15 protein-coding genes are annotated in these 16,729 nt (G+C 63.2%); 6 read left to right on the top strand and 9 right to left on the bottom strand.

Annotation, left to right across the window (positions count from 1 at the left end; translation table 11 throughout):
• Positions 1-95: 95 nt before the first annotated feature.
• Genes RIN61_RS04845 through RIN61_RS04835 form a run of 3 tightly spaced genes read right to left on the bottom strand, consistent with a single transcriptional unit; the run spans position 96 to position 3,655 of the window.
• Positions 96-1,043 (bottom strand): dihydrodipicolinate synthase family protein, encoded by a 948-nt coding sequence (locus RIN61_RS04845; protein WP_252379328.1) that lies wholly within the window; start codon positions 1,041-1,043, stop codon positions 96-98.
• A 45-nt stretch (positions 1,044-1,088) separates the two neighbouring features.
• Positions 1,089-2,015 (bottom strand): 4-hydroxyproline epimerase, encoded by a 927-nt coding sequence (locus tag RIN61_RS04840; protein WP_313856022.1) that lies wholly within the window; start codon positions 2,013-2,015, stop codon positions 1,089-1,091.
• A gap of 23 nt (positions 2,016-2,038) precedes the next feature.
• Positions 2,039-3,655, bottom strand: a complete 1,617-nt coding sequence (locus tag RIN61_RS04835) for an APC family permease (protein WP_013973778.1) — start codon at positions 3,653-3,655, stop codon at positions 2,039-2,041.
• 379 nt (positions 3,656-4,034) lie between these two features.
• On the opposite strand from RIN61_RS04835, the gene RIN61_RS04830 reads away from it, so the two are divergent.
• Positions 4,035-4,805 carry an AraC family transcriptional regulator gene (locus RIN61_RS04830; protein ID WP_112254210.1) on the top strand — a complete coding sequence of 257 codons (771 nt, stop codon included), beginning with the start codon at positions 4,035-4,037 and terminating at the stop codon, positions 4,803-4,805.
• Here RIN61_RS04830 and RIN61_RS04825 read toward each other — a convergent pair.
• Together RIN61_RS04825 and RIN61_RS04820 are read right to left on the bottom strand one after the other, a co-directional pair.
• Positions 4,795-5,640 carry a DUF6216 family protein gene (locus RIN61_RS04825; RefSeq protein WP_112254209.1) on the bottom strand — a complete coding sequence of 282 codons (846 nt, stop codon included), beginning with the start codon at positions 5,638-5,640 and terminating at the stop codon, positions 4,795-4,797. The genes RIN61_RS04830 and RIN61_RS04825 overlap by 11 nt on opposite strands.
• Before the next feature lie 151 nt (positions 5,641-5,791).
• On the bottom strand, positions 5,792-6,679 hold the full coding sequence (locus RIN61_RS04820; protein ID WP_112254208.1) for a LysR family transcriptional regulator: 888 nt from the start codon (positions 6,677-6,679) through the stop codon (positions 5,792-5,794).
• Between the two features lie 140 nt (positions 6,680-6,819).
• On the opposite strand from RIN61_RS04820, the gene moaB reads away from it, so the two are divergent.
• Complete coding sequence (moaB, locus tag RIN61_RS04815; RefSeq protein WP_112254207.1) at positions 6,820-7,359, top strand: molybdenum cofactor biosynthesis protein B; 540 nt, start codon at positions 6,820-6,822, stop codon at positions 7,357-7,359.
• A gap of 119 nt (positions 7,360-7,478) precedes the next feature.
• Here the strand turns inward: moaB and RIN61_RS04810 are convergent, their stop codons facing one another.
• Together RIN61_RS04810 and moaA are read right to left on the bottom strand one after the other, a co-directional pair.
• A complete protein-coding gene (locus tag RIN61_RS04810) occupies positions 7,479-8,378 on the bottom strand; it encodes a bestrophin family protein (RefSeq protein WP_112254206.1) in 900 nt (299 codons plus the stop codon).
• Between the two features lie 20 nt (positions 8,379-8,398).
• A complete protein-coding gene (gene moaA / locus RIN61_RS04805) occupies positions 8,399-9,403 on the bottom strand; it encodes a GTP 3',8-cyclase MoaA (protein ID WP_075046042.1) in 1,005 nt (334 codons plus the stop codon).
• Positions 9,404-9,752: 349 nt separating this feature from the next.
• On the opposite strand from moaA, the gene RIN61_RS04800 reads away from it, so the two are divergent.
• Positions 9,753-12,083: an FdhF/YdeP family oxidoreductase gene (locus RIN61_RS04800; RefSeq protein ID WP_112254205.1), complete on the top strand. Its 2,331-nt coding sequence runs from the start codon at positions 9,753-9,755 to the stop codon at positions 12,081-12,083.
• Between the two features lie 116 nt (positions 12,084-12,199).
• Here RIN61_RS04800 and RIN61_RS04795 read toward each other — a convergent pair whose 3' ends face one another.
• Entirely contained in the window at positions 12,200-12,661 is a 462-nt protein-coding gene (locus RIN61_RS04795) for an Lrp/AsnC family transcriptional regulator (RefSeq protein WP_039613985.1), read from the bottom strand.
• A gap of 92 nt (positions 12,662-12,753) precedes the next feature.
• On the opposite strand from RIN61_RS04795, the gene RIN61_RS04790 reads away from it, so the two are divergent.
• Positions 12,754-13,935 (top strand): trans-sulfuration enzyme family protein, encoded by a 1,182-nt coding sequence (locus tag RIN61_RS04790; RefSeq protein WP_313857562.1) that lies wholly within the window; start codon positions 12,754-12,756, stop codon positions 13,933-13,935.
• Between the two features lie 123 nt (positions 13,936-14,058).
• On the opposite strand, the gene RIN61_RS04785 is transcribed toward RIN61_RS04790, so the two are convergent.
• Positions 14,059-14,295, bottom strand: a complete 237-nt coding sequence (locus RIN61_RS04785) for an HP1242/YdcH family protein (protein ID WP_063912984.1) — start codon at positions 14,293-14,295, stop codon at positions 14,059-14,061.
• 114 nt (positions 14,296-14,409) lie between these two features.
• Between RIN61_RS04785 and RIN61_RS04780 the strand changes: the two genes are divergently transcribed.
• Positions 14,410-14,775: a 5-carboxymethyl-2-hydroxymuconate Delta-isomerase gene (locus tag RIN61_RS04780; RefSeq protein WP_112254203.1), complete on the top strand. Its 366-nt coding sequence runs from the start codon at positions 14,410-14,412 to the stop codon at positions 14,773-14,775.
• Between the two features lie 165 nt (positions 14,776-14,940).
• Positions 14,941-16,578 (top strand): phosphoethanolamine transferase, encoded by a 1,638-nt coding sequence (locus tag RIN61_RS04775; protein ID WP_207876936.1) that lies wholly within the window; start codon positions 14,941-14,943, stop codon positions 16,576-16,578.
• Positions 16,579-16,729 lie beyond the last annotated feature (151 nt).

Below are 16,729 nucleotides of genomic sequence, written 5' to 3'. Positions count from 1 at the left end.
CGAAGCAGGCAACTCGGTGCCTGGCACCGGCTTCGCCGGTGTTCGCGGGTGAACCCGCTCCCACAGGGGCTGCGGCTCGGCCTGGAATCAGACGATCAGGCCAGGTTCTGCTCAGCCGACCAGCTGGCGTACCAGGTGCGGAACAGCGCGTACTGCTGCTCGGCATAGTTGCGCTGGGCGTCGGTCAGTGCATCGGTCTCGTTGAAGTGCAGGCTGTATTCGCTGTCGCCGTTCAGCACCATCAGGTGCTTGTAGTACAGCACCAGGTCGCAGCCTTCATCGAACGACGACAGCACCGCCAGCGCCGCTTCCAGTTCACGCGCCAGGCGGCGGGCCTTGGCGTCACCCTTGGCCGCCTGCTTGCTCAGACTAACCAGGTGCAGCACCTCACGCGGCAGGGCGTTGCCGATGCCGGTGATGGCGCCGGTGGCGTTGCAGTTGACGAAGCCATGCACCACCTGGGTGTCGACGCCGACCATCAAGGTCACGTCATCGTCCTTGGAGGTGATGTGCTCGGCGGCGTAGCGCAGGTCGGCGCCACCGCCGAACTCCTTGAAACCGATCAGGTTGGGGAACTCGCGGCGCAGTTCGAAGAACAGGTCTGCGCGGGTGGCGAAGCCATAGTACGGGCTGTTGTAGATCACCGCCGGCAGCTTCGGTGCGGCTGCCAGGATGGCCGAGAAGTGGTGCTTCTGGGCAATCAGCGAGGCACCGCGGCTGAGCACGCGGGGGATGACCATCAGGCCGGCGGCGCCAACCTTGGCCGCGTGGGCAGCGTGGGCTACCGCCTCACGGGTGTTCACCGCGCCGGTACCGACGATGGTCGGAATACCGGCGGCCACCAGGCGCGCCACGCCTTCCTGGCGCTCGGCCTCGGTCAGCAGTGGCCAGTCACCCATCGAACCGCAGTACACCACGGCGCTCATGCCAGCCTCGATCAGCTCGCGGCCCTTGCGCACCAAGGCGTCGAAGTCCGGCTTGCGCTCGGCGGTGCAGGGGGTCATCAGGGCGGGCATGGTGCCGGTGAAGATGTTGTTGGTCATTGTTGTCACTCCTCGCGATATTCGATTTTTTGGAAAAAGCCGGGGTCAGATGCCCCAGGCGAACGGGTCCTGTTCGTCGATCAGCAGGGTGCTGTCGGCGGTCATGTAGGCGCGGCCGGTGATGAACGGGCGAATGCGATCGCCGTCGTGCTCGTAGCGGCCCTGGAACTGGCTGCCGGTGATGCTGGCCTGTACCCAGGTCTGGCCTTGGTCGAGCTTGCCGTCGGCGGCCAGGCAGGCCAGCTTGGCGCTGGTGCCCGTGCCGCAGGGCGAGCGGTCGTAGGCCTTGCCGGGGCACATCACGAAGTTGCGGCTGTCGGCGTTGGCGTCGTCGGCGAACAGTTCGACGTGGTCGATGGGTGCACCGTTTTCACCGGTGATGCCCTGGGCTTCGAGGGCCTTGAGCATCGCCCAGGTGTACTCGGTCAGCGCCTCGTGGTTGCCCAGCTCGATGCGCTGGCCGTGTTCGGAAACAAGGAAAAACCAGTTGCCGCCCCAGGCGATGTCGCCGCGCACCGGGCCATGGCCGGGCACGTCCACCAGCACCTGCTGGCGGTAGCGGTAGGACGGCACGTTGCCGACGGTGACGGCGCCGTCTTCATGCAGGGTGGCGCTGACCTGGCCCACCGGGGTGTCGATCTTGTGCACGCCCGGTGCGATCAAGCCCAGGTGCTGCAGCGAGGCGACCAGGCCGATGGTGCCGTGGCCGCACATGTTCAGGTAGCCAGCGTTGTTGAAGAAGATCACCCCGCAAGTGGCGTCGGCCGATACCGGTGGGCAGTACAGCGCACCGACCAGCACATCGTTGCCACGAGGCTCCAGCAGGCAGGCGCGGCGCCACTGGTCGTGCAGCTCGCGCAGCTCGTCACGCTGCTCGGCCATGCTGCGGCCATGCAGTTGCGGGAAGCCTTTCATCACCAGGCGGGTCGGTTCCCCGCCGGTGTGCGAGTCGATGACATGAACGTGTTTCATGGGCATATCCATTCGAGAGTGGGTCAGGAGGCGACGGCGGCAGGGCGCTGGCCTGGGTAGCTTTCGGAGGAGGCTTCGCTTTCATCCTCGCCCTCCAGACGCACCAGGTGCGCAGGTACGCCGGTGGCAGCGCCCCAGTAGTAGATGCCCAGCGCACAGGCGGCCACGACCACGGTGTCGAACGGGTGGCCGAGCACGCCCAGGCCACCGAAGCTGCCCAGCCACGACAGCAGGATGGTCACGGCGTAGAAGCCGATCAGCCACGCCGACGAGCGCACTTGCTGGGCCAGCGACAGGTGCTGGGTCGGCACGAAGCGGCCGCACAGCAGGTACAGCACGAACATCACGATCTGCAGGGCCAGCAGCCAGGACACGGTCTTCCAGCCCGACCAGTACACGATCAGCGCGGCGATGATGAACGACAGCGGGCCTAGCACACCCATGCCCTTGACCCGGAACGGGCGCGGCATGTCGGGGGCGTTCCGGCGCAGGGCGGCGACGGTGACTGGGGCCACGGCGTAGCTCAGTACCAGGGCGGCGGAAACCACGTTGATCAGCGCTTCCCAGGACGGGAACGGCAGGGTCCAGAACACCGACAGGCCAAAGGTCAGCCACAGTGCCGGGCGCGGGATGCCGGACTCGGCGTCGATGCGGGTGAAGTACTTGAAGAAGGTGCCGGTTTGCGCCCAGCCATAGACCACGCGCGGGGTGGCGTTCATGTAGATGTTGCCGCAGCCGCTGGGCGAGATCACCGCGTCGGCCACCACCAGGTAGGCTAGCCAGCCCACACCCAGGGCCAGGGCGATGTCGCGGTAGGGCAGGGCCAGTTCCTTGGTCACTGCGGCCCAGCCGTTGCTCAGCATCTCGGTCGGCACGCTGCCGAGGAAGGCCAGTTGCAGCAGGGCGTAGATCGCGGTGGACAGCAGTACCGAGAGGATCAGCGCAATAGGGATGGTGCGTTGCGGGTTCTTCACCTCGCTGGCCACCGAAATGATCGGCGTCAGGCCCAGGTAGGCGAAGATGATGCCACCGGCCGATACCGCCATTTCAACGCCGGACAGACCGAACGGGGCAAAGCCCTGGACCTCGAAGTTTTCTGGCTTGAAGAAGGTGAACAGAACGCCGATCACCAGCAGCGGCACGATGAACTTGAACACGCTGACCAGGTTGTTGGCCTTGGCGAAGGTTTTCACGCTGCGGTAGTTGAGGAAGAAGAACAGCCCCAGCAGGGCGAACTGTACCAGCCAGCCGAGCACGGTCGGGTCGCTGGAGCCGGCCTTGGTCAGCCCGGGGAACCAGGCGGCGGCGTATTGGCGCGATGCGACCACTTCGATGGCGATCAGGCTGGAAAAGGCGATCAGGGTGATGAAACCCATCAGGTAGCCCAGCAGCGGGCCGTGAGAGTAAACCGGGTAGCGCACCACGCCCCCGGCACGCGGCAGGGCAGCGCCCAGTTCGCAATAGACGATGCCCAGCAACAGAACGGCGAAGCCGCCAAGGAACCAGGACAGAATGCCGGCCGGGCCGGCGATGGCCGAGACGTGGCTGGCGGCGAACAACCAGCCTGAGCCGAAGATGGCGCCTAAGCCGATGAAGGTGAGGTCCAGCAATGACAACTGTTTTTTGAATTTGCCTGACATGGGTTCGCCTTTTTGTTGGTTATTGGATAGGCAGGTCTGATGTCACGAGATGCGGCTTTTTGGGCCGCGCTCTTGTAGGACTTGGGGCGGCTTGCGTGGGGCATAGAGTGGACCGATCGGGGCGACGGTTCTTGATGGTTTTCTGCAGGGGGGATGACGAAATCGGCACAGTTGCAAAAAAACAGTGGTGGGAGGGAAGGGCGGTGGATAGGCTGTAAGCCATACCGCATAAGGGTTGTAGACATTTACTCGCTGTGCCGGCCTCTTCGCGGGTAAACCCGCTCCCACAGGTATCTCCGCAGCTTTCGAGGGCTGCGTAGTACCTGTGGGAGCGGGTTTACCCGCGAAGAGGCCGACACAGCAAACCGAGCTAGAGCAGATGACCGACACCCCCCTGGCAACCCTCTACCAGTCCCTCGACCAGCACCGCCCCGCCAGCCTCGAGGCCCTGCTCGCCGGCGTATCCCTGCTGTTGCCGATCCTCGACGCCATCCCCAACGCCGCGATCTTCATCAAGGACCCGGCCGCCCGCTATGTGCTGGCCAACAACACCCTGGTCCAGCGCTGTGGCCTCAAGCGCCTGCAACCGCTGCTGGGCAAGACCAGCGCCGAAGTGTTCCCGGCACAGCTGGGTCCCGGCTACACCGAGCAGGACCGTCGCGTTCTCAAGGAAGGCCTGGTGCTGGAAGACCAGCTGGAGCTGCACCTGTACGGTAGCCGCGAGCCTGGCTGGTGCCTGACCCACAAGCGCCCGCTGTACAACCAGACCGGCGAGATCATCGGCCTGGTGGGCATTTCGGTCGACCTGCAGTCAGCCGCCGACAGCCACCCCGCCTACCAGCGCCTGGCGGCGGTGGACGAGCATATCCGCCGGCATTTCCACCAGCCGATCAGCATGGGCGAGCTGACCCGTATCGCCGGCATTTCCGTGGCCCAGCTGGAGCGCTACTGCAAGCGGGTGTTCCACCTGACGCCACGGCAGATGATCCACAAGGCGCGCCTGGAGCACGCCCACCGTTTGCTGCACTCGGACCTGCCGATCACCGAAGTGGCGATGTGCTGCGGCTATACCGACCACAGCGCCTTCAGCCGCCAGTTCAAGCAACTGACCGGCTTCACGCCGAGGCAATACCGCCAGGCTACGGCGTAGTAGACGCGATGAAGCGGCTATAAACGGTTTGCGCGCGCTGCATTCGTGACAGCTTCAGTACCACCAGCACCAGGCCAAGAAACAGTATCGCGGACACAACCGCCAGAAACCGACGCTGGCCCTTCAGGCCCTTTTCAACTTCCACTGCGTAGTCGGTGGCCATGAAGAACGAGCAGATGGTGTCCAGATTTTCTTCCGGCATGTAGCGGGTAAAGGGCGCCAGTCTTTCCGAAGACCGGCACTGGTCCAGCGTCAGCTTGTCATCCGGAAACCACATTTCAAACTTGATGTCCTGTTGCGACAGATAGAAAGCAGGTGAGTCCGGCTCGTTTTTCAGCCAAACCATCATGTATGGCGATTGGCTTGCCATGGGCAGGGGAGCCAGCAGCACGCCCAGTATGGCCAGCAGTGCAATGAAACACCTGAAGCGTTTCGGTGAGAATTTGCCGGTAGCGAACCTGGGGGCGTTGAAGTCGCTCCAGTCGATGTAGGCGCGGTTGCGGCTCAGGTCGCCGGGTGCCAAGCCGTTGTCGACGATCCAGCGATGGGCAAGGTTGGCCTCGTGCAGGTTTTTCGCGGGGATGTTGAACTCATAGCGAAAGTACTCGATTTCCCGTAGCTCCTTGCGCAGGGTGTCGAACTGCGAGTGGTTGTCGAATTCGGTGGTACCACCGAAGATGCGCCAGATGAGGTCTCGAAGAAAGTACAGCGAACCGGCTCGTCTGTAGATAAACCACAACAGGATCCCCAGTAGTATGGGCGCGCCGATCCCGGCCAAGGGCGCCAGGTTTTCTATGCTCCAGAAGGATGAGGCCAGGTTTGTGGAAGTGTTCATGTCAGCTCCTTTAACGAAGTAAGCTGGCCTTGTGCATGCGCTGCCGGCCGGCGGGTCCGATGAAGCGACGATGATAAAGGCGCTTAATCTGACCTGTCGTTAGCGAAGCTTCTGAGTTGCCTGTAGGAAAGTTCTGCTTGCCGAGCCAAGCTCAGGCATTGGCGAACAATAGCCGCGCTTCATCGAAGCACTGCTCGGCAATTGCCGAACGCGGCTCGCTGCGCCGTAGCAGCAGGCCGACCGGGCTGTGGATGGCAGCGTCGGCCACCGGCAGGATACGCAGGTGTTCGCTCAGGTCTTCCAGGCCACAGTCCAGCGGCATGACCGCGCAGCACATGCCGGTGTTGATGGCCTGGATCAGCTGGAAGCTCGAGTCGCTTTCCAGTACCGCGTTCGGCTCAAGGCCACGGCTGCGGAAACTCAGGTCCAGCGACTGGCGGTAGTGCATGCCTTTGCTCAGCAGGCCCAGCGGAATGTCGCCCAGCTCGTCCCAGCGCAGGGTGTCGCTGGCAAACTGGAAGTGCCGGGTATCGTGCAGCAGGCCCATGGTGGTGGTGCCCAGTTCGATCACTTCGAAGAAGCTGGTGTTGACCTGGTCGAGGTAGCAGATACCCAGGTCGAGCTGGTTGCGGCTGAGCCCGTCGATGATCTGTTCCGAACTCAGCGAGCTGAGCTGGAAGTGCAGTTCGGGGTATTTGTCGCGCAGTGGCAGCAGCAGGTGCATGGGGTTGAAGCTGGCCAGCGGCACCGTGCCCAGGCGCAGGCTGCCGACTACCTGGCCACGACAGCTGGCGGCTTCGGCCTGCAGGCCGTCGTGAGCGGCGAGCAAGGTGCGGGCCCAGGCCAGGATGCGCTCGCCGGCCTCGGTGAAGCCTTCGAAGCGCTGGCCACGCTTGACCAGCACCAGGTCCAGCTCGTCCTCCAGGTTGCGCAGGCGCATGGACAGCGTCGGCTGGGTGATATGGCACAGCGCCGCCGCCTGGCCGAAGTGGCGGGTCTGGTCGAGGGCGATGAGGAACTTGAGCTGCTTGATGTCCATGGAAGTGCCTGGTAGCGGGTTGTGCAGACCTTAACCCACGTCTGCGATAGATGTCATTGATCAGTCGGTACGCCATATCGATTGGACGCCTCGGGGCCATGCCTCTAGCGTGGCGGCAATGCCACTCGAGGAGCCCCACCGTGCGCGTCCAACCCGACGCGGTCTTCGTACCGCTCAACATCGCCGTGCTGACTGTCAGCGATACCCGTACCTATGACAACGACACCTCCGGTGAACTGCTGGCCAGCCGTTCGGTGGAGGTCGGCCACCGCCTGGTGGCGCGGGCGTTGCTCAAGGACGACCTTTACAAGATCCGCGCCCAGGTCGCCACCTGGATTGCCGACGAGCAGGTGCAGGTGGTACTGATCACCGGCGGTACCGGTTTTACCGGCCGTGACAGCACGCCGGAAGCGGTCGAGTGCCTGCTGGACAAGCGCATCGATGGCTTTGGCGAACTGTTCCGTGCGTTGTCGATTCTCGATGTCGGCACCTCGACCGTGCAAAGCCGGGCGCTGGCCGGGCTGTCCAACCGGACGTTGGTGTGCTGCCTGCCGGGTTCCACCGGGGCCTGCCGTACGGCGTGGGAGGGCATCCTGGCGGAGCAACTGGATGCGCGGCACCGGCCGTGCAACTTCGTCAAGCACTTGAAACCGATCGAGGCGTGTGCCAGCCGGGGCTGAGTGCTCTCCTGTGCTGGCCCTTTCGCGGGTAAACCCGCTCCCACAGGGACCCCACAGGTTTCGAACCCTGTGGGAGCGGGTTTACCCGCGAAGGGGCCGGCACAGTAAACCCCAACCATTCAGTTCAATACATACCCCACCGGCAGCAACGCCGGCGGTAGCTGTTGTTCCCCCAACCCCGCCAGCACATCGCGCTCCACGGTCCGCACCATGGCATCGGTCGGCAGGTCGTTCTCGTCGCGCCCGAACGGGTCTTCCAGTTCGTTGCCAATCGCATCCAGCCCGAAGAACGTGTACCCCACGATGGTGGTGAACAGCGGCGCCAGCCAGCCCAGCGGTTCGGCCAGGGCAAACGGCAGCAGCAGGCAGAAGATGTAGATGGTGCGGTGCAGCAACAGCGTGTAGGGGAACGGCAACGGTGTGCCCTTGATCCGCTCGCAGGTGGCCTGCACTTCGGTCAGGCCCACCAGCCGCTGTTCCAGCAGGCTGTAGCGCCAGTCGCTGATCTGCTGCTGTGCGGCCAGCCGCGAGCAGTGCCCGCCGATTTCGCGCAGGATGGCGTCGCACACGTTGTGCGGGCTGATCGCTTCGGGCCGGGCCAGCCAGGGCCGGGCGGCGGCCAGTTCGTCCTCATTGCGCAGCCGTGCATTCAGTGCATGGGCAAAGCCGCACAGGCTGCGCAACAGTTCGGCCCGCAGAGGTTCGTCGGTAATCACCAGGCTTTCGCGTACGAACGAACGGGTTTCGATGATCAGCTTGCCCCAGGCCTTGCGCCCCTCCCACCAGCGGTCATAGCAGGCGTTGTTGCGAAAGCTCATGAAAATCGACAGCGACAGGCCCAGCAAGGTGAACGGCGTGGCGCTGACCGGGTAGAAAAACGCCGGGAAATGCCGCTCGACCAACACGATCAGCGCGGCCAGCAGGGTGATTGTCAGGCAACGCAGGGCAATGCGCTTGACGATCGAACCCTTGAGGGTGAACAGCACACGCAGCACATCGGGGGTGGGGTGGACGATCATGGCAATCCAGAGACGGCTGTCTAGCCGCCGGTCATGTTCATGAAGCGCAGGATCTGCACATCGCCACCGACTTCGAAATGATGGCGGTAGGGCTTGAGGTGCAGCGAGTCACGAATGGCCTTTTCCAGGCGTTCGGGGTTGCCGGGGTGGGCGCGCAGCACCTGCTTCAGGTCCACCGAGTGTTCATTGCCCAGGCACAGCAGCAGGCGGCCTTCGACGGTGAGGCGCACGCGGTTGCAGGTGGCACAGAAGTTGTGGCTGTGTGGCGAAATGAAGCCGACCCGAGTGTTGGCGGCTTCGGCCAGGCGCCAGTAGCGGGCCGGGCCCTGGGACGACTCGGTCGATTCGACCAGGGTGAATTGCTCGGCCAGCAGTGCGCGTACTTCATCGCTGGAGCAGAACGACTCGCCGCGTTCATGTTCGCTGATCACGCCCAAGGGCATTTCTTCGATGAAGGTGATGTCCAGCTCGCGGTCGATGGCAAAGCGCACCAGGTCGACCAGTTCGTGGTCGTTGCGGCCCTTGAGGACCACGCAGTTGAGCTTGGTGCGCTTGAAGCCGGCCTGGCGAGCGGCGTCGATGCCGGCGATCACCTGGTGCAGGTCGCCGGTGCGGGTCAGTTGCTTGAAGCGCTCGGCGTCCAGGCTGTCGAGGCTGATGTTCAGGCGCGTGACGCCAGCGTCGAACAGCGGCTGGGCCAGGCGCCCGAGTTGCGAGCCGTTGCTGGTCAGGCACAATTCGCGCAGGCCGGGCAGGGCGGCGATGCGCCCGCACAGGTCGACGATGCCCTGGCGCACCAGCGGCTCGCCGCCAGTCAGGCGGATCTTGCGGGTGCCGAGGGCGACGAAGCGCTCGGCCACCTGGAACAGTTCCTCGAGGCTGAGGATTTGCTGGCGCGGCAGGAACTGCATGTCTTCGGCCATGCAGTACACGCAACGGAAGTCGCAGCGGTCGGTGACCGACATCCGCAGGTAGTCGATTTTCCGGTTGAAGCCGTCGATCAGGGCCCGGCTGTTCTGTTCCACGTTCGCGCTCGAATGGGTTGGGACTTGAGTCCAAGCTATAACCTGGCCGCAGGGCCGTCAAATTGCTTTGTCCGACCGATTGATCGATGGCCTCTATCATGGCTGCAGGCCAGGTATTTCAAAGTGTTGACCGCGTCGCCCAATTCGCGGGTAAACCCGCTCCCACAGGTAAAGCGCAGGACTCGAAACTTGTGGGATCCCTGTGGGAGCGGGTTCACCCGCGAAGGCCACGCCGCGGTTTCAGCCCATGATCGAAACCGCCTATCACCCCGTAAGATCTTTCGATTGGACGGCTCTACCTCACGCTCCATAGGCTGAAAAAAAGCATCGAAGCGTGAGGATTCATCGCATGAGCCAGGACCAACACATCAGGGACTACAAGGGCGCCGCCGCCGGCTGGGGGGCGCTCAAGAGCGTGACCAAGAGCTGGCTGGGCAGCGACAATGCCTTCAAGAACCTGCGGGCCATGCTCAAGACCAACCAGAACGGCGGCTTTGACTGCCCCGGCTGCGCCTGGGGCGAGTCGCCGGAAAACGACATGGTCAAGTTCTGCGAAAACGGCGCCAAGGCGGTCAACTGGGAAGCCACCGGCCGCTCGGTGGACCCGGCGTTCTTCGCCAGGTACAGCGTCAGTGCGCTGGCCGAGCAGACCGACTACTGGCTGGAATACCAGGGCCGCCTGACCCACCCGATGCGCTACGACGCGGCCACCGACCACTATGTAGAAACCAGCTGGGAAGAAGCCTTTGCGCTGGTTGCCCAACACTTGCGCGCACTCGAATCGCCCGACCAGGCCGAGTTCTACACCTCGGGCCGGGCCAGCAACGAGGCGGCGTTCCTCTATCAGCTGTTCGTTCGCGCCTACGGCACCAACAACTTCCCCGACTGCTCGAACATGTGCCACGAGGCCAGCGGCGTGGGCATGTCGGAAACCCTCGGCGTGGGCAAGGGCACCGTGGTGTTCCACGACCTGGAGCTGGCCGACGCCATCTTCGTCATCGGCCAGAACCCCGGCACCAACCATCCGCGCATGCTCGAACCGCTGCGTGAAGCGGTGAAGCGTGGTGCCCAGGTGGTCTGCTTCAACCCGCTCAAGGAGCGCGGCCTGGAGCGCTTCCAGCACCCGCAGCACCCGTTCGAAATGCTCAGCAATGGCTCTGAACCAACCAATACGGCCTACTTCCGCCCGGCCCTGGGCGGCGACATGGCAGTGATGCGCGGCATTGCCAAGTACCTGCTGCAGTGGGAGCGCGAAGCCCAGGCCAATGGCGAACCGGCGGTGTTCGATCATGCCTTCATCGCCGAGCATACCAGTGGCATCGACGCGTACCTGGAAGCCGTGGATGCCACACCCTGGCAGCATATCGTCGAGCAATCGGGCCTGACCCAGGCCGAGATCGAACTGGCCGCGCGCATGTACCGCAAGGCCGAACGGGTAATCATGTGCTGGGCCATGGGCGTCACCCAGCATCGCCACTCGGTGCCGACCGTTCAGGAAATCGTCAACTTGCAGCTGTTGCGCGGCAACGTCGGCAAGCCCGGCGCCGGCCTGTCACCGGTGCGTGGCCACAGCAACGTGCAGGGCGACCGCACCATGGGCATCGACGAGAAGCCCGGGTCGGCACTGCTCGATGCCATCGAGAAACGCTTCCGGTTCCGCGTGCCACGTGCCCATGGGCACAACGCGGTGCTGGCGATCAAGGCCATGGAAGAGGGGCGGGCCAAGGTGTTCATCGGCCTGGGTGGTAACTTTGCCCAGGCCACGCCGGATACGCCGCGCACCCATGCGGCCATGCGCAATTGCGCGCTGACCGTGCAGATTTCCACCAAGCTCAACCGCTCGCACCTGGTCACCGGCCGCGATGCGTTGATCCTGCCGTGCCTGGGCCGTACCGAAATCGACATGCAGGCCAACGGGCCGCAAGGCGTGACCGTGGAGGACACCTTCAGCATGGTGCATATTTCCCATGGCCAGCTGCGCCCACGCTCGCCGCACCTGCGCTCGGAGCCGTGGATCATCGCCGGCATGGCCCAGGCGACCTTGGGCAAGCAGCCGATCGACTGGGAATACGCAGTTGCCGACTATGGCCGCATCCGCAGCATGATTGCCGATGTGATCCCCGGCTTTACCGATTTCAACGAGCGCCTGCAGCACCCGGGCGGCTTCCACCTGGGCAACAACGCCGCCGACCGCACCTGGCGCACGGCCACAGGCAAGGCGCGCTTCAGCCCGCACCAGTTGCCGGAGCAACTGGTGAATGCCAAGGTGCTGGCGCGCGGTGACAAGCCTGACCTGATCCTGCAGACCTTGCGCTCGCACGACCAGTACAACACCACCCTGTATGGCCTGGACGACCGTTATCGCGGGGTGTTCGGCCTGCGTGAAGTGGTGTTCGTCAACGAGGTGGACATCCGTCGGATGGGCTTCGAGCCGGGCGAGCATGTGGACCTGGTGTCGCTGTGGGAGGATGGCGTGGAGCGACGGGTGTCGGGCTTCCGCCTGGTGGCGTATGACGTACCCGAGGGGCAGGCGGCGGCCTATTACCCAGAGACCAACCCGCTGGTGCCGCTGGAAAGCTATGGCGAGGGGACCTATACGCCGACCTCGAAGTTTGTGGCGATCAAGGTCGAGAAAGCCAAGGCGGGTAACCGGATTGCGGCGGTGCTTGCTTCGGAATGATGGGTTGCCTGTACCGGCCTCTTCGCGGGTAAACCCGCTCCCACAGGGACCTCACAGGCCTGAGGGCAAGGTGATCCTTGTGGGAGCGGGCAAGCCCGCGAAGAATCCAGCACCGATCAGGAACGATGCACCGGGTAAGCCGTGGTGTATTTCATCTGCTCCATGGCAAAACTGGATGTGATGTTCGACAGCCCGTCAGTACTGGTGATCAGCTTTTTGTAAAACCGGTCATACGCCGCGATGTCCCCCACCACCACCCGTAGCATGTAATCCCAGTCCCCCGACATGCGGTAGAACTCCATCACTTCCTCGAACCCGGTCACGGTCGCGGCAAACTGCTCCAGCCAGGCGCTGTCGTGGCGCTGGGTCTTGAGCTGGACGAATACCGTCAGCCCCAACCCCAGCCGTTCCGGGTCGAGCAGCGCAACACGGCCGACAATGTAGCCGTCTTCCTCCAGGCGCTTGACCCGTTTCCAGCACGGTGTGGTAGACAGGTTGACGGCCTCGGCCAGGTCCTTGAGCGAGATCGAGGCATCGCGCTGAAGCAGGGTGAGAATGTGCTGGTCGAAGCTGTCCATATCGCGCGTGGGCCGTGGCGAAAAATATTTCACAGATTACCCCAAGGCCAGAAGAATTGGGTTGTGCGATAGTGGCAACTTTCACTCTGCCAATGGGCCTGACCATGTCCGACAAGCCGCGCAATTTCGCCACCCGTACCATTCACGCCGGTGAGCAGTTCAGCGTTGCCGACAACGCTATTTTCCCGGCGATCGTTACCGCCAGCTCGTTCACCAAGCGCAGCCTGGACGACAAGCCGGAATACTCCTACAGCCGCGTCGGCAACCCCACCCGGCATGCCTATGAAACCTGTGTCGCCGCCCTGGAAGAGGGCGTTGGCGCCGTCGCCTGCGCCTCGGGTGTGAACGCTACCGCCACCGTGCTGGAGCTGCTGCCCAAGGACGCCCACGTGGTGGTGATGAACGGCGTGTACGGCGGCACCTTCCGCATCATGGAAGACTACCGCAGCCGCACATCGGGCCTGACCACCACCTACGTCGACCTCAACGACCTCGAGGCGGTAGCCGCCGCCATCAAGCCGGAAACTCAGCTGATCTGGATCGAATCGCCGACCAACCCGTTGTTGCACCTGGTCGACATCAAGGCGGTGTGCGACCTGGCCAGGACGCGGGGCATCCTTACCTGCATCGACAACACCTTCTGCTCGCCGTGGAACCAGCGCCCGATCACCTTGGGCGTGGATCTGGTAATGCATTCGGCCAGCAAGTACATCGGTGGCCACTCCGACCTTACCGGTGGCGTGGTGGTAGCTGCCAATGATGCGCTGTTGGCGCGCCTGCGTCGCATCAGCATGGCGATTGGCGCGGTGCAGGGGCCGTTCGACTGCTACCTGGCCCTGCGTGGCCTGAAGACCCTGGATGTGCGCATGGAGCGCCAGTGTGCCAATGCCTTGCAGGTAGCGCGCTTCCTCGAAAGCCACGCGCAGATCGAGCAGGTGTACTACCCGGGGCTGGAAAGCCACCCACAGCATGAGCTGTGCAAACGGCAGATGCGCAGTGGCGGGGCGGTGGTGGCGATGAAGGTCAAGGGCGACCGGGCCGCGCTCAACCGCCTGGTGGAGGCGCTGCAGATCTTTGTGCTGGCCGACTCGCTGGGCGGGGTGGAAAGCATGATCAACCACTCCTGGAGCATGTCGCATTGCTCGCTGAGCCCGGAGCAGAAAGGCGTGATGGGGATCAGCGAGAACCTGCTGCGGTTGTCGGTGGGGATCGAGGATTATCGCGACCTGATCGACGACCTGGATGGGGCGTTGACGGCTGCGGCAGCTGTGTGAGGGCTGCTGGCCTCTTCGCGGGTGAACCCGCTCCCACAGGTACTCCACAGGCCTTGAGGGCAGTGGTGACCCTGTGGGAGCGGGTTTACCCGCGAAGAGGCCGGTGGATTCAATGAATTCCTGTCAGGATTTGGGCGGATGGATGATCCGTTCGATCTTGTCCTTGATCAGCAACCGCTCCTTGCGCAGGCGGTTGACGGCTTCGTCGTTGGTGCCGTTGCCTTCGGCGGCTACCACCTCTTTGTCCTTTGCGTTGTATTCCTTGTGCAGTGAGTGCAGCGTCTGGTCCTTGTCGATGAGCGCCTGGAATGCATCAGCGGTAACGTGCAGGTCAGCGAGCAGATCATGCGGAACTGGCATTTCTTCACCTCTGTCAGGGTTGGCGGATGGTTCTGACCATTGAGGATAGTCGTCTTTGCGCAGGTAGGGGACTGGGGTAGGCTGTCGCATCTCCCCTTACCCGGAACCTGCGCCATGCCTCACGTGAATCTGGAATACAGCGACAACCTGGGCGAGCTCAATGTCGACGTCCTGCTGCTGCGTCTGAACCACGCCCTGGTCGGCAGCGGCCAGTTCGCCGACGAGGCCGATATCAAAAGCCGCGCCGAAGCCTTCAAGCACTATCGGGTGGGCACCGCGCCCGGCGAGCGTGCCTTTGCCCATGTGCGCCTTGCCATCCTCAGCGGGCGCTCGCCCGAGGTGAAGACGCAACTGTCCGCCAGCCTGCTGGATGTGCTGCGAGAGGCCATCCCCGAGCAACCCGGGCTGGACATCCAGCTGTGCGTGGAAGTGCTGGACATCGACCGCGAGCCCTACGCCAAGGCTCGCCTGCGCGGCTGAACAAGCGTTGGATGAACTTCTTTTAATGTAGAAAAGGCGCCGGTTCACGAATTTGTTGGCGCCTTTTTCACGAAATATTGATGGCACGCTTTCTAGAGTTCAGCCAAGTTTCCCAGGTGCCGCGCAGGCCCTCGGGCTGATAATCACTCTTGATTGCGAACACCGATGCTCAACTTCAAATCCCTGCGGACTGAATGGGTCACGCTGCTGGCCAGCCTTTACCTGCTGATCGGCTTCAATGTCTTCCTCTGGCAGCATCTTGAACAGGTCGTGCCGCCCGGTTTGCCTGGGCTTTGGCTGAGCCTGGCGTTTGCCGTGCTGATGTTGTTCGCCTTCAACCTGATCCTTACATTGGTTGCCTTCCGTTATATATTGAAACCGGTACTTATCGTGTTGTTCATGAGCGGCGCGGGCGTGGCTTACTTCATGAATCAATACGGTGTACTTATTGATGCGGGCATGTTCCGCAATATGGCGGAAACCAATGTGGCGGAAGTGCGCGACTTGCTCTCGCTGAAGTTCGCCTTGTATATCCTGGGGTTGGGTGTAGTGCCTTCGGTCCTGTTGTGGAAGGCGCCTGTCGCCTATCGCGCCTGGCACCGTGAACTGCTTGGCAAGTTGGTGGTTGGCGGTGCCTGCGTGGTGGCCCTGGGCTCGGTGGCACTGGTCAACTACCAGGGCCTGTCGTCGCTGTTTCGCAACCACCACGAACTGCGCCTGATGCTCACCCCCAGCAATATCGTGGGGGCCTCCATCGGTTATGTCAGCGAGCGTGTCGGCACCGCATCGCACCCCTTCCAGCATTATGGCGAAGATGCCAAGCGTGATGCCGCCTGGCAAAAGCATGAACGCAAGTCGCTGACCGTGCTGGTGGTGGGGGAAAGTGCGCGGGCAGACCACTTCGGCGTGCTTGGCTACAACCGCGATACCACACCGAACCTTGCCAGGGAACAGGGCCTGCTGGCGTTCTCCGATGTGCACTCCTGCGGCACGGAAACCGCTGTCTCGGTGCCGTGCATGTTCTCTGGCATGCAGCGCAAGGACTACGATGCCCGTGTGGCGAAGAACCGCGAAGGGTTGCTGGACATCCTCCAGCGTGCCGGCCTGGCGGTGCAGTGGCGGGACAACCAGTCGGGCTGCAAGGGCACCTGCGACCGGGTGCAATTCATCGATGTCAGCAACCTCAAGGACCCGCAGTTGTGCACTGATGGTGAATGCCATGACCAGATCCTGCTGCAGGGCCTGGCTGAGCTGATCGACAACCTCGACAAGGACACCGTGCTGGTGCTGCACCAGATGGGCAGCCACGGACCGGAATACTTCAAGCGCTACCCTGGCGCCGACCAGCGCTTTGCACCGGTGTGCCAGAGCAACGCGCTGGACCAGTGCAGCGAGCAGGAAATCGTCAACGGCTACGACAACACCTTGGCCTATACCGACAAGGTACTGGCCTCGCTGATCGACACCCTGCGCAGCAAGCAGGACAAGGTCGACACGGCGATGATCTACCTGTCCGACCATGGCGAGTCGCTGGGTGAATACAACCTGTTCCTGCATGGCACGCCTTACGCCATCGCCCCCGAGCAGCAGAAGCACGTGCCGTTGCTGACCTGGTTCTCCGACAGCTACAAGGAGGACTTCGGCGTCGATACCGACTGCCTGGCCAAGCTCAGCGATGCGCCGCTGTCGCAGGACAACCTGTTCCACTCGATGCTCGGCCTGTTGCAGGTACGCACCGAGGTCTACCAGCAGTCGCTGGACATGTTCGCCAGCTGCCGGCCGTGGATGGCGGCCAAGCGCTGAGGCGAAGCGCGTTCCATACTTGGGCTTGCGCGGTCTTTGTGGGAGCGGGCATGCCCGCGAAGCAGGCGACGCGGTGCATGGCACGGGCTTCGCCCGTGTTCGCGGGCATGCCCGCTCCCACAGGGATTACGCGCACTAGAGTTGCTCCTGC

Source organism: Pseudomonas inefficax, assembly GCF_032164165.1.
GTDB classification, from domain to species: Bacteria; Pseudomonadota; Gammaproteobacteria; order Pseudomonadales; family Pseudomonadaceae; genus Aquipseudomonas; species Aquipseudomonas inefficax.
This window is presented reverse-complemented; position numbering and strand designations above follow the sequence as displayed.